10 protein-coding genes are annotated in these 14,070 nt (G+C 74.3%); 5 read left to right on the top strand and 5 right to left on the bottom strand.

What is annotated here, in order from left to right; genetic code table 11:
• Window positions 1-27 precede the first annotated feature (27 nt).
• Window positions 28-411: a cold-shock protein gene (locus ABTY59_RS03740; RefSeq protein ID WP_030694234.1), complete on the top strand. Its 384-nt coding sequence runs from the start codon at window positions 28-30 to the stop codon at window positions 409-411.
• Window positions 412-417: 6 nt separating this feature from the next.
• Here ABTY59_RS03740 and ABTY59_RS03735 read toward each other — a convergent pair whose 3' ends face one another.
• The 4 genes from ABTY59_RS03735 to ABTY59_RS03720 form a co-directional block, all read right to left on the bottom strand.
• Window positions 418-1,284, bottom strand: coding sequence for a 1,4-dihydroxy-6-naphtoate synthase (locus tag ABTY59_RS03735; RefSeq protein WP_352017238.1), 867 nt, complete (start codon window positions 1,282-1,284; stop codon window positions 418-420).
• A 5-nt stretch (window positions 1,285-1,289) separates the two neighbouring features.
• Window positions 1,290-1,973, bottom strand: coding sequence for a futalosine hydrolase (locus ABTY59_RS03730; RefSeq protein ID WP_403542162.1), 684 nt, complete (start codon window positions 1,971-1,973; stop codon window positions 1,290-1,292).
• A 37-nt stretch (window positions 1,974-2,010) separates the two neighbouring features.
• Window positions 2,011-2,490: a DUF2771 domain-containing protein gene (locus ABTY59_RS03725; protein ID WP_352017236.1), complete on the bottom strand. Its 480-nt coding sequence runs from the start codon at window positions 2,488-2,490 to the stop codon at window positions 2,011-2,013.
• A gap of 85 nt (window positions 2,491-2,575) precedes the next feature.
• Window positions 2,576-3,955: an MFS transporter gene (locus ABTY59_RS03720; RefSeq protein ID WP_352017235.1), complete on the bottom strand. Its 1,380-nt coding sequence runs from the start codon at window positions 3,953-3,955 to the stop codon at window positions 2,576-2,578.
• 336 nt (window positions 3,956-4,291) lie between these two features.
• On the opposite strand from ABTY59_RS03720, the gene ABTY59_RS03715 reads away from it, so the two are divergent.
• The 4 genes from ABTY59_RS03715 to ABTY59_RS03700 all read left to right on the top strand — a co-directional run bounded on the left by ABTY59_RS03715 (window position 4,292) and on the right by ABTY59_RS03700 (window position 11,602).
• Window positions 4,292-5,221 carry a DUF3027 domain-containing protein gene (locus ABTY59_RS03715; RefSeq protein ID WP_352017234.1) on the top strand — a complete coding sequence of 310 codons (930 nt, stop codon included), beginning with the start codon at window positions 4,292-4,294 and terminating at the stop codon, window positions 5,219-5,221.
• Between the two features lie 747 nt (window positions 5,222-5,968).
• Entirely contained in the window at window positions 5,969-9,112 is a 3,144-nt protein-coding gene (locus ABTY59_RS03710) for a sacsin N-terminal ATP-binding-like domain-containing protein (protein ID WP_352017315.1), read from the top strand.
• A gap of 200 nt (window positions 9,113-9,312) precedes the next feature.
• Entirely contained in the window at window positions 9,313-10,992 is a 1,680-nt protein-coding gene (locus ABTY59_RS03705) for an FG-GAP repeat domain-containing protein (protein ID WP_352017233.1), read from the top strand.
• Window positions 10,993-11,188: 196 nt separating this feature from the next.
• Window positions 11,189-11,602 (top strand): VOC family protein, encoded by a 414-nt coding sequence (locus ABTY59_RS03700; RefSeq protein ID WP_352017232.1) that lies wholly within the window; start codon window positions 11,189-11,191, stop codon window positions 11,600-11,602.
• 17 nt (window positions 11,603-11,619) lie between these two features.
• Here the strand turns inward: ABTY59_RS03700 and ABTY59_RS03695 are convergent, their stop codons facing one another.
• Window positions 11,620-14,028, bottom strand: a complete 2,409-nt coding sequence (locus ABTY59_RS03695; RefSeq protein WP_352017231.1) for an HAD-IC family P-type ATPase — start codon at window positions 14,026-14,028, stop codon at window positions 11,620-11,622.
• Window positions 14,029-14,070: the final 42 nt, after the last annotated feature.

Below are 14,070 nucleotides of genomic sequence, written 5' to 3'. Positions count from 1 at the left end.
TCGACGAGGACGAGGACGAGGACAGACGTGCCTACCGGCAAGGTCAAATGGTTCAACAGCGAGAAGGGCTTCGGCTTTCTCTCCCGCGACGACGGCGGCGACGTCTTCGTGCACTCGTCGGTGCTCCCCGCCGGGGTCGACGCGTTGAAGCCCGGTCAGCGGGTGGAGTTCGGCGTCGTCGCCGGCCAGCGCGGTGACCAGGCGCTGTCCGTCACGATCCTCGACCCGACCCCGTCCGTCGCCGCGGCGCAGCGCCGTAAGCCCGACGAACTGGCGTCCATCGTGCAGGACCTGACGACGCTCCTGGAGAACATCACGCCCATGCTGGAGCGCGGCCGCTACCCGGAGAAGGCCGCCGGCAAGAAGATCGCCGGCCTGCTGCGCGCGGTCGCCGACCAGCTGGACGTGTAGCGCCCGTCAGGGGAACCGCAGCGCGTCCGGGCCGAGGGGCGGTACGAGTCCCTCGGCCGCGGCGCGCGTGAGCAGCCCGCGGACCGCCGCGTAGCCGTGCTCGCCGAGGTCGGCCGTGAACTCGTTCACGTAGAGACCGATGTGCTGGTCGGCGACCTTCGGGTCCATCTCCTGGGCGTGCTCCAGGACGTACGGGCGGGAGGCCGCCGGATCGTCCCAGGCCATCCGCACCGACGCGCGGGCGGACGCGGCGAGCCGTTCGAGAGTCTCGGCGCCCAGCGAGCGGCGGGCGACGATCGCCCCGAGCGGGATCGGGAGGCCGGTCGTGGACTCCCAGTGCTCGCCCATGTCGGCGAGGCAGTGCAGCCCGTAGTTGCCGTAGGTGAAGCGGGCCTCGTGGATGACGAGCCCCGCGTCGACCTTCCCGTCCCGCACGGCGGGCATGATCTCGTGGAACGGCATCACGACGACGTCCCCGACGCCGCCGGGCACCGTCTCCGCCGCCCACAGCCGGAACAGCAGGTACGCCGTCGAGCGCTCGCTCGGCACCGCGACCGTCTTCCCGGCGAGGTCGGCTCCCGTCCCCGCGTCGCGGGTCAGGACGAGGGGCCCGCAGCCGCGGCCCAGGGCGCCGCCGCAGGGCAGCAGCGCGTACTCGTCGAGGATCCACGGCAGCACCGCGTACGACACCTTCAGGACGTCGTGGGTGTCGGTGCCGCTCTCCGCCCAGCCGTTGGTGACGTCGATGTCGGCGAACGTCACGTCGAGCCGGGGCGCGCCCGGGACCCGGCCGTGCGCCCAGGCGTCGAAGACGAAGGTGTCGTTCGGGCAGGGCGAGTAGGCGATCTTCAGCTTGGTCACGACGGCTCCCATGCCTCTCACGATTCCACGAAGACGGTGCTGCCGAGCAGCTCGAAGGTGTGCCGGAGGGCGCCGAGGGCCTCGCCGATGCGCCAGGCGGCGCGGTCGCGGGGACCGACGGCGTTCGACACGGCCCGGATCTCCACGACGGGCACGCCGTGTGCGACGGCGGCCTCGGCGACGCCGAAGCCCTCCATCGCCTCGGCGGCGGCCGTCGGGTGCCGCTCCACCAGCTCGGCGGCGCGCCGGGCGGTACCGGTGACGGTGGAGACGGTGAGAACGGGCGCGAGGACGCATCCCGGGGCGAGCGCGGCGGTGATCCCGGCCGTCACGGACTCGGGCACGGCGTGCGCGGACCGGCCGAAGCCGAGGTCCTCGACGGGCAGGTACCCGTCCGGGGTCTCGGCGCCGAGGTCGGCGGCGACGATCGCCGAGGACACGACGACGGAGCCGACCGGCGCGGCCGGCTGGAACCCGCCCGCGATCCCCGCGGACACGACGAGGCCGTACGGGTCCCCGGTCAGGGCCCCGTGCGTGAGCGCCGTCCCCGTCGCGGCGGCGACGGCGGCCGGGCCGACCCCGCCGACGAGGACGTCGACGCGGTCCCGGTGGCGGCGCAGCGTGCATCCCCCCGGCAGCGGAAGCCGCCCGGGGTCGCCGGGGCCGAGGCCGGCGGAGACGGAGTCCGCCTCAGCCGCCACGGCCGTCACGATCAGGATCCGGTGGACCACCGGCGGATCAGGAGTCCTTCTTCAGCTGGAAGTGCCAGATGCCGGTCAGCTTCTTGCCGGTGTTCTCGACGATGGTCACCTGGGTCTTGTCGGTGGCCTCGCCGGTCTGGGTGGAGAAGAAGGCGCTGGCCGGAATGGTCCGGTACGTCTTCTTGTACGGCTCGGGCTCGGCCTGCTGGCCGCCGAGGAAGATCGTCCAGCCGTTGTCCGCGATCTCCGGGTCGACGCCGAAGCGGATCTTGTCGTCCGCGGAGACCGTGATGGTCTTCTCGGCCTTCTTGTTGAGGCACTGCTGGATCTGCGACTCCTTGATGGCGTCGCCGTCGTTGTAGCAGGCGGCCTCGGAGTGCACCGATTCGGTCCCGACCGTCAGGGTCGCGAGCGGAGTCGGCTTGTCGCAGGCGGAGAGTACGAGGAGCCCGGCGGAGACGGCCCCGAGGGCGACGGCGGCCCGGCGGCGCGAGCCGGAGAAGAACGCAACGGTCATGAGCCGAAGGCTATCGGGCCGCCGCGCCCGCGCCACGCGGGGGTACGGCGTGCCGCCACCGCGTACCGCTTCGTACGGGGAGTTCCTACGCCACCTTCGTCTTCGGCCGGCCGCCCTTCGCGCCCGGCCGGCGGGCCGCCGCCACCAGACCGCGGACCGCCAGGATCCAGCCCAGGGCCAGGATCCCGGCGGCGACGGCCATGCCGAGAGTGCCGTTCAGCGGCAGCGCGATGCCGATCCCGCCGCCCACCACCCACGCCATCTGCAGCGCCGTCTCCGAGCGCGCGAACGCCGAGGTCCGCACCAGCTCCGGCACGTCCCGCTGGATCAGCGCGTCCAGGGACAGCTTCGACAGGGCCTGCGTGATCCCCGCGACCGCACCGAGGACGGCCACCATCAGGCCGCCGAAGAAGACCGCCGTGCAGATCGCCGTGCCGAGCACCACGCTCAGCATCGTGGCGATGATCACCTCGGGCGGATGGCCCCGGTCCCGGAGCAGCGAGGCGGCCGCCGTGCCGCACGCGTTCCCCACGCCCGCCGCGACGCCCACGATCCCCAGCGAGACGGCGGCGCTCTGCCCCGAGAGCGGATGCTCGCGCAGCAGGAACGCCAGGAAGAAGATCAGGAAACCGGACAGCATGCGCTGCGCCGCGTTCGCCTCCAGGCCGTGCAGCACCGACGGGCCCACCGTCCGCAGGCTCGGCTTCTTCTCGCCGTGCGTCAGCAGATGCGCCCGCCGCTCGCCCTTCGCCGAATCCACCTTGTGCGGCATCCGCAGCGCCCAGAACGTGCCCAGCAGGAACAGCGCGCACGCCCCGTACAGCGGCCAGCCCGGCCCGATCATCTGGAGCCCCGCCCCGATCGGCGCCGCGATGCCCGTGGCGAGCAGCCCCGCCAGGGTCACCCGCGAGTTCGCCTTCACGAGCGAGAAGTTCGGTGGGAGCAGCCGGGGCACCACGGCGCTGCGGACCACCCCGTACGCCTTCGAGGCCACGAGGACGCCGAGCGCCGCCGGATACAGCTCCAGACCTCCCGTCGCCACGGCGCTCGACATCATCACCGCGAGGACGGCACGGGTCAGCATCGCGCCCGCCATCGCCGCGCGCCGCCCGTGCGGGATCCGGTCCAGGAGCGGACCGATCACGGGGGCGAGGAGGGTGAAGGGCGCCATGGTGACGGCCAGGTACAGCGCGACCCGGCCGCGGGCCTCGTCGGTCGGCACGGAGAAGAACACGGTGGAGGCGAGGGCGACGGTGATCATGACGTCCCCGGCGCCGTTCACGGCGTGCAGCTCGATCAGCTTCCCGAGGCCCGACTCGCCCGCGCCGTGCGCGTGCGTGGCCTTCCGGATGCCCCTCGCCGTCCCGGTGAACGGCAGGTGCAGGGCTCGCCCGACCCTCCGGCCCGCTCGGCGGAGCGGCCCGGCGGGATCATGCGATCGTACGGGGGACCGTGCGGCTGCCACTCCGTCATAGTGCCCCACGGGCGCGCCCGACGAACCGGTGGCACGACGAGGGAGAGGCTTCCGGCCGTCCGCGATCCGGGCCACTTGGGGCGGGCAGGTGGGCGGAGGCCCGCGAACGGGGTAGCGTGCGTAGCGCGTCACCGGCGGAATCTCTCGGCCGCGCGCCTCTTCGGCATCCCGCAGAATGGATGGCGTTAGGTGTGCCCGAGACGCGCGAGACAAGTCGGGTGCGGACGTCGATGCGGCCCTCAGGTCCGCTCCGCCCGCCGCCCGTGGCTTCGCTCCCGCCCCTCGGCCGGCGCACCCGTGAGACGGCGTAGGAGAGAAGCGAGACCTGTGAGTGCTGCGACGACGCGAAGCGGTACCCCGCGTACCCCGCGAGCCACGCGTATCCCCGACCGCCTGTGCGCGGAGGCCGTAGACCTCGCGCGGGAGGCCGCCGAGGAGGCGGCCGCGCCAGGGATCGTCGGCGCGCACGTCGAGGTCGTCGCGGAGGGCGACCGCGTCGTCACGCACTACTTCGAGTCCAAGGAGCCGGGCTACCGCGGCTGGCGCTGGGCGGTGACCGTCACCAGGGCCTCCCGCGCCAAGAACGTCACGCTTGACGAAACCGTCCTGCTGCCCGGCACCGACGCCCTCCTCGCCCCCGAGTGGGTGCCGTGGAGCGAGCGGCTGCGCCCCGGCGACATGGGGCCCGGCGACCTCCTCCCCACCGAGCAGGACGACCTGCGCCTGGAGCCCGGCTACTCGGGCGAGGACACGCCGCCGCCGAACTCCGCGGTCTCCGAGGAGATGTCGGAGCACCTCGACGAGGAGGACGCCGAGCTGACCTCGCGCACCCCGTCCCGGGGCGCGATCGCCGCGGTCGCGGAGGAACTCGGCATGCGCCGGGCCCGGGTCCTCTCCCGGTACGGCCTGCACGTGGCCGCCGACCGCTGGGACGAGGCGTTCGGCGCGAAGACCCCGATGGCGCAGGCCGCGCCCGCCTCGTGCGAGTCCTGCGCGTTCCTGGTGCCGCTCGCCGGGTCCCTCAGGCAGGCCTTCGGCATCTGCGCGAACGAGTTCTCCCCGGCGGACGGCCGGGTCGTGTCCCTCGCCTACGGCTGCGGCGGGCACTCCGAGGCCGCGGTCATGCCGAAGCCGCCGCGGCCGGCGCCGCCGGTGCTCGACTCCATGGCGGCGGACGCGTTCCCGCTCCGCCCGGCGAAGGACTCCGGCTCCACGACGGAACCGGACGCGGCATCGGAAGACCTGGGCCACTCGTAACGACCCCGGCGGGCCGCGCCCTGCCGCCCGGCACGCCCGACCCGTGCGGGTCCCGCGCCTTCGCGTGCGGGTGCGCCCGGCCCGTGCGGGTTCCGCGCCTTCGCGTGCGGGTGCGCCCGGCCCGTGCGGGTCCCGCGCCTACGCGTGCGGTGCGCCCGGCCCGTGCGGGTCCCGCGCCTACGCGTGCGGTGCGCCCGGCCCGTGCGGGTCCCGCGCCTACGCGTGCGGGTGCGCCCGGCCCGTGCGGGTCCCGCGCCTTCGCGTGCGGCGCGCCCCGCCCGTGCGGACCCGCGCCCTGGCGGACGGTGCGCCCCGCGCCCGTGTGTGCCCGCGCCCGGGCGGGGCGGTGTCCACGCCCGTGTGGGCAGGTGTCCCGCAGGGCGGGACGGGTGGGCACACGGGACGGCGCCCTTCGCGGCGCCTCCGCGTTCCGCGCCTTGACCCGCACCACAGGCGACGGTGCACACGGGTGCGGGTCCGGGCTCGGCAGCCTCTGGCGCCGGCAAGGGCGCCGTCCGTTGTGCCCACCCGTTCCGCCCCGGCGGAACGCATGCCCACAACGGGCGGGGCGCCGGCCCGCAACGGGCGGGGCGCGGGCCCGCAACAGGCGTGGCGACCGCCCGCCCCGTCGCCGTGGCGGCCGTCCCGCCGAACGACCCCGCGCGCCCCCGCCCCCACCGCGCCCCCGCGTCCCGCACCCCGTCCCGCGCGGTACCTTCGGGCCCCGGCTTCTTCCCGCCCCGCAGACTGGAGTCAGACGTGAGCGTCAGCGTCCGGACGTCGACCGACGGAACCGATCCCTTCGGCACCGCACGGCTGCGGCGGGGTGTGCTCGACGCCTGGGGCGCGAGCCCGGCCCGGTTCCGCGAGGACGCCAACGCCGAGGAGGACCTGGCCCTCGGCGGCTACCGGGACCGTCTCGTCGTCGAACTGGCCCAGAACGCCGCAGACGCCGCCCACCGCGCCGGCGTCACCGGCCGTCTCAGGCTGACCCTGCACCCCGCGGACCACGAGGGCCCCGCGGTGCTCGCCGCCGCGAACACGGGCGCCCCGCTGGACGCCGCGGGCGCCGAGTCGCTGTCCACCCTCCGGGCGTCCGCGAAGCGCGAGCAGACGCACGGCGCCGTCGGGCGCTTCGGCGTCGGTTTCGCCGCCGTCCTGGCGGTGACCGACGAGCCCGCCGTGCTCGGCCGGCACGGCGGCGTCCGCTGGTCCCTGGCGGAGGCGCGCGAGCTGGCCGCCGAGTCCGCCCGGTACAGCCCGGGCCTCGGGGACGAGCTGCGCCGCCGCGACGGCCACGTACCGCTGCTGCGTCTCCCGCTGCCCGCCGAGGGCACGGCGCCGGACGGCTACGACACGGTCGTCGTCCTGCCGCTGCGGGACGCGGCGGCGGAGGACCTGGCGGAGCGGCTGCTGACGTCCGTCGACGACGCTCTGCTCCTCACTCTTCCGGGTCTCGCGGAGATCGTCGTGGAGACGGCGGAGGGGGTGCGGACCCTGGCCCGCTCCGAGGAGGACGGCTACGTCCGGATCGACGACTCGGCGACGGGCACCCACCGCTGGCGGACCGTCAGCCACTCGGGTCCCCTGGACCCCGGCCTCCTCAAGGACCGTCCGGTGGAGGAGCGCCTGCGCCCGCACTGGTCGGTGACCTGGGCCGTGCCCGTGGACGGGGAGGGGGCCCCGCGCTACCCCCGTACGACCCCCGTCGTGCACGCGCCGACCCCCACCGACGAGCCGCTCGGCATCCCCGCGCTGCTGATCGCTTCGCTTCCGCTGGACACGGCCCGGCGGCACCCGGCGCCCGGCCCGCTCACCGACTTCCTGGTGCAGCGGGCGGCCGACGCGTACGCCGAACTCCTCGCGGACTGGCAGCCGGTGACGACCGCGACCCTGGACCTGGTTCCCGGCCCGCTGGGCAAGGGCCATGTCGACGGGGCGCTGCGCGAGGCGATCCTGGACCGGCTGCCGAGGGTCGCGTTCCTGGCGCCGGCCGCGCCCACCGAGGAGCTGCCCGCGCTCCGCCCGATCGAGGCGGAGGTCGCGGAGGGCGCGGGCGCGGAGACCGTGGAGGTCCTCGCTGAGGTGTTCCCGACGCTCCTCCCCGCGGGTCTGGAGCGCCGGCCCGAGCTGCGGACGCTCGGCGTGGGCCGGGTCCCGCTGACGGAGGCGATCGACCGTCTGGCGGGCGTGGACCGGGCGCCGACGTGGTGGTGGCGGCTGTACGACTCCCTCGCCGGGGTGGACCCGGACCGGCTGACGGGGCTCCCGGTGCCGCTCGCGGAGACCGCGGAGGGCGCCAGGATCCGTACGACGATCGGCCCCCGTCAGGTCCTCCTGCCGCAGGACCGCACGCCCGCCGAGCTGACCCGGCTCGGTCTGAAGGTGGCGCACCCGGAGGCGGCGCACCCGCTCCTGGAGAAGCTGGGCGCCCTGCCGGCGACGCCGCGCGCGGTCCTGACGACCCCGCAGGTGCGGGCGGCGGTGGCGGGCTCCCTGGACGCGGGGGAGATCTGGGACGAGGACGCGGACGCCCTGGACGCGGACGAGCTGGTCGAGACCGTCCTCGCCCTCGTACGGGACGCGGACCTCGGCCCGGGCGACGAGCCGTGGCTGGGCGCGCTGGCGCTGCCGGACGAGGACGGCGAGCTGTCCCCGGCGGGCGAGCTGGTGCTGCCCGGTTCGGCCTTCGCGTCGGTGATGCGCGAGGACGAACTGGCCTTCGTCGACGGCGAGCTGGCGGCCCGCTGGGGCGAGCAGCCGCTCGCCGCGTGCGGGGTCCTGGCGAACTTCGCCCTGGTCCGCGCGACGGACCTGGTCCTCGACCCGGACGAGGTGGAGCCCCGTGAGGGCGACTACCCGGAGCCGGACGACGCGGGTCTCCTCGACGCGGTCGACGTGTGGTGCGAGGACGTCCTCGACCGGCTCCCGATGACGCCGGTTCCGCCGGTGGCGACGGAGATCGTGGCCGTGCGGGACCTGGACCTGGTCGACGACGACGCCTGGCCGCAGGCCCTCGCGCTGCTCGCGCGGCCGCCGCTGCGGGACGCCCTGACCCAGCCCGTGCGGATCCTGCTCCCGGACGGGAGGACGGAGACCGTCCGCTCGTACACGGCCTGGTGGCTGCGGGACCACCCCGTGCTGGACGGCCGCCGCCCGGCGGGCCTGCGGGCGGCGGGCTCGGACCCGCTGCTCTCCGGCCTGTACGACTCCGCCGACGCGACCGGCTTCGAGGACGAGCAGGTCCTGCGGGCCCTGGGCGTCCGCACCTCGGTCGCGGCCCTCCTCGACGAACCGGGCGGCGCGGCGGAGCTGCTGGCCCGCCTGGCGGACCCGGCGCGGGAGGTCACGGCGCCGCAGCTGCACGCCCTGTACACGGCCCTGGCGGACCTGGACCCCGATCAGGTGACGCTCCCGGACGACCTGCGCGCGGTCGTGGACGGCACCCTGGTCGTGGTGGAGGCCTCGGAGGCCGTGGTCGCGGACGCTCCTGACCTCCTGCCGCTGGTCGGCGACCTGCCGCTGCTGCCGGTGTCGCCGTCGCGCGCGGCCGATCTGGCGGACCTCTTCCAGGTGCGCCGGCTGAGCGAGACCGTGGAGGCGGAGGTGACGACGGTCGGCGAGGAGCACGAGGTCCCGCCGTCGGTCCACGCCCTCCTGGGCCCCTCGACCCCGGCCTCGTACATCGAGCACGAGGAGCTCCACGCGGGCGGCACCGAACTCGACTGGCGGCAGACGCCCGACGGCGTGCTCCACGCGGCCACCCTGGAGGGTGTGGCGGCGGGCCTGGCCTGGGCGGCCGGCCAGTGGCCCCGCCGCTTCGAGGTGGCGGCCCTCCTGGAGGACCCGTCGAGGACGGCGGAGCTGGCGCGGGACCGCTGGTTCGACTAGGGGGTGTTTCGAAAGTCCCGCACAGCACCCGCGGCGCCCGGCACGCCCCCTCGCCGCACCGGCCAAAGACCCAAGTAGCTCCGCTACGAGGGCCTTCGGCCGGCACGCCGAGGGCACGCACCGGACACCGCGGGCACCGCACAGGACTTTCGAAACACCCCCTAGGGCAACCCTCAGGGGCCGTCGGCGGTCAAGCATGCGTGACTCGACGATTCCCGGGACGAGAGACGCCCGCATCCGCCCGCCCGCGCCGACGCCCGGCGCGGGCCGGTCTCCTCGCGGCCTGTACGGGCCTCGCCGTCCTCGCGGGCCTGGCCCTGGCCCAGCCGGCCGCGGCCGGGACCGTGCCGGCGCCGCCGCGGGCGGACTTCTACCGTGACGGCAGCCACAGCGACCTCTATTACCGCTCGTACGGCGGCTCGCTCGAACTGAGGACGGGGCTCGGGACCACCGGTCACTTCGACGTCGCGGTCGACGAGGCCTACAAGAACATCGCGATCAAGGACTACATCGCGGTCGGCGGCATCGAGAGCTTGACCGAGGTCCTCCATCTCACCGCCGACGGCGAGTTGAAGCCGCTGTACGTCTTCTACGACAGCAGCTGGTTCAACGTGTTCGGGCCCAGGAGCACGGACCGCAGCTGGCGGAAGTACAACAAGGTGCTGTCGCCCGGCGACCTGAACGACGACGGGAAGGCCGACGTCCTGGCGCGGACGCCGGACGGGGACGTGTACCTGCACCTCGCCGGCGACCTCGCGTCCGCGACCCGGGTGGCCTCCGGCTGGCAGGCGTACGACCAGGTGGTCGGCGCCTCCGACGCGAACGGCGACGGGGTCGGCGACGTGTACACCCGGACGCCGAAGGGCGAGCTGTTCTTCCACGCCGGCACCGGTGACCCGGCCCGGATGTTCGCCGAGCCGGTGAGGGTCGGCACCGGCTGGGGCGTCTACAACCAGGTGGCCGGCGGCGACGACATGGACGGCGACGGGGTGAGCGACCTCGTCGCCAGGACGGTCGAGGGCCGGCTGTACCTCTACAGCGGCGACGGCCGCGGCGGGCTCGGCGCCCGCACGCTCCGCCCCGGCGGCACCAGTTGGAAGGACGCGGAGGTCTTCGCGGGCGCGGGCGGCGTCCCCGCCTTCGGGAAGAACGGGATCCAGGCGCTCGGCACCGACGGAAAGCTGTACGAGTACCGCACGCTCGGCGACGGCACGCTCTCCGCCCGGAAGCTCGCCCGCACCCCGGCCCGCTGCGGGACGGGGCCGGCCGTCCGGGGCCTCGCCGTCGACCTCGCCCTGGACGGCCGCCCGGACCTCCTGACGGTCTGCGGCGGGAAGCTGAGCGCGAGCGCGACCGACCGGACCGGCATCGGCGCGGGCTGGGACGCCTACGACCGGATCCTGGGCCCCGGTGACCTCACCGGGGACGGGGTGGGCGACCTCCTCGCCCGGGACCGGTCCGGGACGCTCTACGTCTACCGGACCGACCCCGGTCTGGCGACGCCGGCGGGGACCGCCTTCGACGCCCGCGTCAAGGTCGGCACCGGCTGGCAGGCGTACGACCGGATCCTCGGCGCGGGCGACTACACCGGCGACGGCCGCGCGGACATCGTCGCCCGCACCCCGGCGGGCGAGCTGTACCTGTACGCCGGGACGGGCCGGGGCGCCGCTCCCTTCGCCGCGCGCGTGCGGATCGGCACGGGCTGGCAGGCGTACGGCAAGCTGGCGGCGGCCGCGGACCTCGACGGGGACGGCAGGGGCGACCTCCTGGCCGTCGACCGGGCGGGCGTGCTCTACCGCTATTCGTCCACCGGCACGGGCGCCTTCAAGCCGCGCGTCGCCATCGGCGCGGGCTGGAACGTCTACCGCGACCTGTTCTGACCGGGCCCGCGGGCGGACCGCATCCGGCGCGGCCGGATGCGGTCCGTAGACTCCGCGCAGATTCTCATGCGATCCGGCCAGGGGGCCGGATCCTGTCCTCGGGGGGACCCTTGCGCCTGCGCGCACGCACTCGTACCGGTCTGGCCGCCGCCGTGGTGAAGGCCGCGGCCGACCACGTCGACGTGAGGTGACGGCGGTGGAACTCACCCAGATACGCCTGCTGGTGTCCGACTTCCCCGCCGTCTACCGCTTCTACCGGGACGTGCTGGGCTTCGCGCCGCAGTTCGAGGCCGAGTGCGGCCCGTACGCCAAGCTCAGCCCCCGCACCGGGCACGCGGCGGTCGCGCTGCAGGACCGGGCGCAGATGGCCGGCCTGCTGGAGCGCTTGGGCGCGGAGCCGGAGGGACACCGCGCGCTGGTGGTGCTGCGGGTGGACGACCTGGACGCCGCACACGCGGAGCTCGCCTCGAAGGGGGCGGAGTTCCTCCGGGCCCCGGCCCCGATGGGCGACCGGATGCGGGTCGCCCACCTGGAGGACCCGGAAGGGAACCTGATCGAACTCCAGGAGTGGACGGCCCCGCGCGAGCAGCCCGGCGCCGGCCCGGCGTAGGAGGGGCGGGCGGTTCCCTACGCGGGGAACCGGCGGTCCACCCACCGCCACGTGACCTCCAGGAGCGCCGCTCCCGCCGCCGCGATGGCGACCGCCGTCCAGGGCATCGTCACGCCCACCAGCTTCAGGGCGAAGAAGTCCTGGAGCCAGGGGACGGCGAGGACCAGGAGGAAGGCGGCGGCCATCGCGGCGACCAGGGTGACGCGCCACCAGGTGTAGGGGCGGGCGATGATCGCGAGGACCCACAGGGAGACCAGGAAGAGCGTGAGGGTCGCCGCGCTGGTCTCGGCGGCCAGGGCGTCCTCGCCGCTGTAGTGGTGGCGGGCGAGGAGGTACGTGGTGAAGGTGGCCGCGCCCGCGATGACGCCGCCGGGGATCGCGTACCGCATGACCCGCCGGACGAAGTTCGGCTTCGCGCGTTCCTTGTTGGGGGCGAGGGCGAGGAAGAAGGCCGGGACGCCGATCGTGAGGGTGGACAGCAGCGTCAGGTGGCGGGGGAGGAAGGGGTACTCCACCTGGGAGCAGACCACCAGGACCGCCAGGAGGACCGAGTAGACCGTCTTCGTGAGGAAGAGGGTGGCCACCCGGGTGATGTTGCCGATGACCCTCCGGCCTTCCGCCACCACCGACGGGAGCGTGGCGAAGCTGTTGTTCAGGAGCACGATCTGGGCCACGGCCCTCGTCGCCTCCGAGCCCGAGCCCATGGAGACGCCGATGTCCGCGTCCTTCAGGGCCAGGACGTCGTTGACGCCGTCGCCCGTCATGGCGACCGTGTGGCCGCGGGACTGGAGCGCCGCGACCATGTCCCGTTTCTGCTGCGGGGTGACCCGGCCGAAGACCGCGTTCTCGTCGAGGACCTTCGCCATGGCCTCCCGTTCGCCGGGGAGCCGGCGGGCGTCCACGGTGTTCTCCGCGCCCGGCATGTCCAGTTTCCCGGCCACCGCTCCCACCGAGACCGCGTTGTCGCCCGAGATGACCTTCGTGGCGACGTTCTGGTCGGCGAAGTAGGCGAGGGTGTCGGCCGCGTCGGGGCGCAGGCGCTGTTCGAGGACGACGAGCGCGGTGGGGCGGGTGTGGGCGCTGATGTCGGGGGAGTCGAGTTCCCGGGTCGTACGGGCGAGGAGGAGGACCCTGAGGCCCTGTTCGTTGAGGTGGTCGATCTCGGGAAGGGTCGGGTCCTCGGCCTTCAGGAGGACGTCCGGGGCGCCCAGGAGCCAGGTCGAGTTCTCGCCGTCGCCCTCGCTGAACGACGCTCCGCTGTACTTGCGGGCGGAGGAGAACGGCAGGCTCTCCGTGCAGCGCCACTCCACCGTGTCGGGGTAGGCGTCGATGATCGCCTGGAGGGAGGCGTTCGGGCGGGGGTCGGACTCGCCGAAGGCGCCGAGCACCTTCCGTACGTACGTCTCGTCCGAGCCGTTCAGTGCGCGCAGCTCCGTGACGTCCATGCCTCCCTCCGTCAGCGTGCCCGTCTTGTCGAGGCAGACCACGTCGACCCGGGCGAGGCCCTCGATCGCGGGGAGTTCCTGCACGAGGCACTGCTTGCGCCCGAGGCGGATCACGCCGATCGCGAAGGCGACGGAGGTGAGGAGGACGAGGCCCTCGGGGATCATCGGGACGATGCCGCCGACGGTGCGGGCGATCGCGTTCTTGAAGTCGTCGTCCTTGACGACGAGCTGGCTGATGACGAGGCCGATCGCGGTCGGGATCATCATCCACGTCACGTACTTGAGGATCGTGGAGATGCCGGTGCGCAGCTCCGAGTGGACGAGGGTGAAGCGGGACGCCTCCTCGGCGAGCTGGGCGGCGTACGCCTCGCGGCCGACCTTGGTGGCGGTGAAGGCGCCGCCGCCGGCGACGACGAAGGAGCCGGACATCATGCGGTCGCCGGGTTTCTTGACCACCGGGTCGGCCTCGCCGGTGAGGAGCGACTCGTCGATCTCCAGGCTGTCGGCCTCCGCGACCTCGCCGTCCACGACGACCTTGTCGCCGGGTCCGAGTTCGATGAGGTCGCCGAGGACGATCTCGGAGGTGGAGATCTCGGCGGCCTTGCCGTCGCGCCGGACGGTGGGTTTCGCCTCGCCGATGACGGCGAGCCCGTCGAGGGTCTTCTTGGCGCGGAGTTCCTGGACGATGCCGATGCCGGTGTTGGCGACGATCACGAAGCCGAAGAGGCTGTCCTGGATCGGGGCGACGAAGAGCATGATCACCCACAGGACGCCGATGATCGCGTTGAAGCGGGTGAAGACGTTCGCGCGGACGATGTCCGTGGTCGAGCGGGAGCTTCGGACGGGTACGTCGTTGATCTCGCCGCGCGCGACGCGTTCGGCGACCTCGGCGGAGGTGAGTCCGGCGGGGCGGTGCACGACGGGCGGCCCGCTGGTTCCCGTCCCGCCGCCGTCCGTGTCGATCTTCGCCCGCTGAGTCATGTTTCCGACGGTACGGCCGGATTCGGTCGTTCACCTGCCGAG

Source organism: Streptomyces sp. NPDC096079 (genome assembly GCF_040303145.1).
In the GTDB taxonomy this organism is placed as follows: Bacteria; Actinomycetota; Actinomycetes; order Streptomycetales; family Streptomycetaceae; genus Streptomyces.
This window is presented reverse-complemented; position numbering and strand designations above follow the sequence as displayed.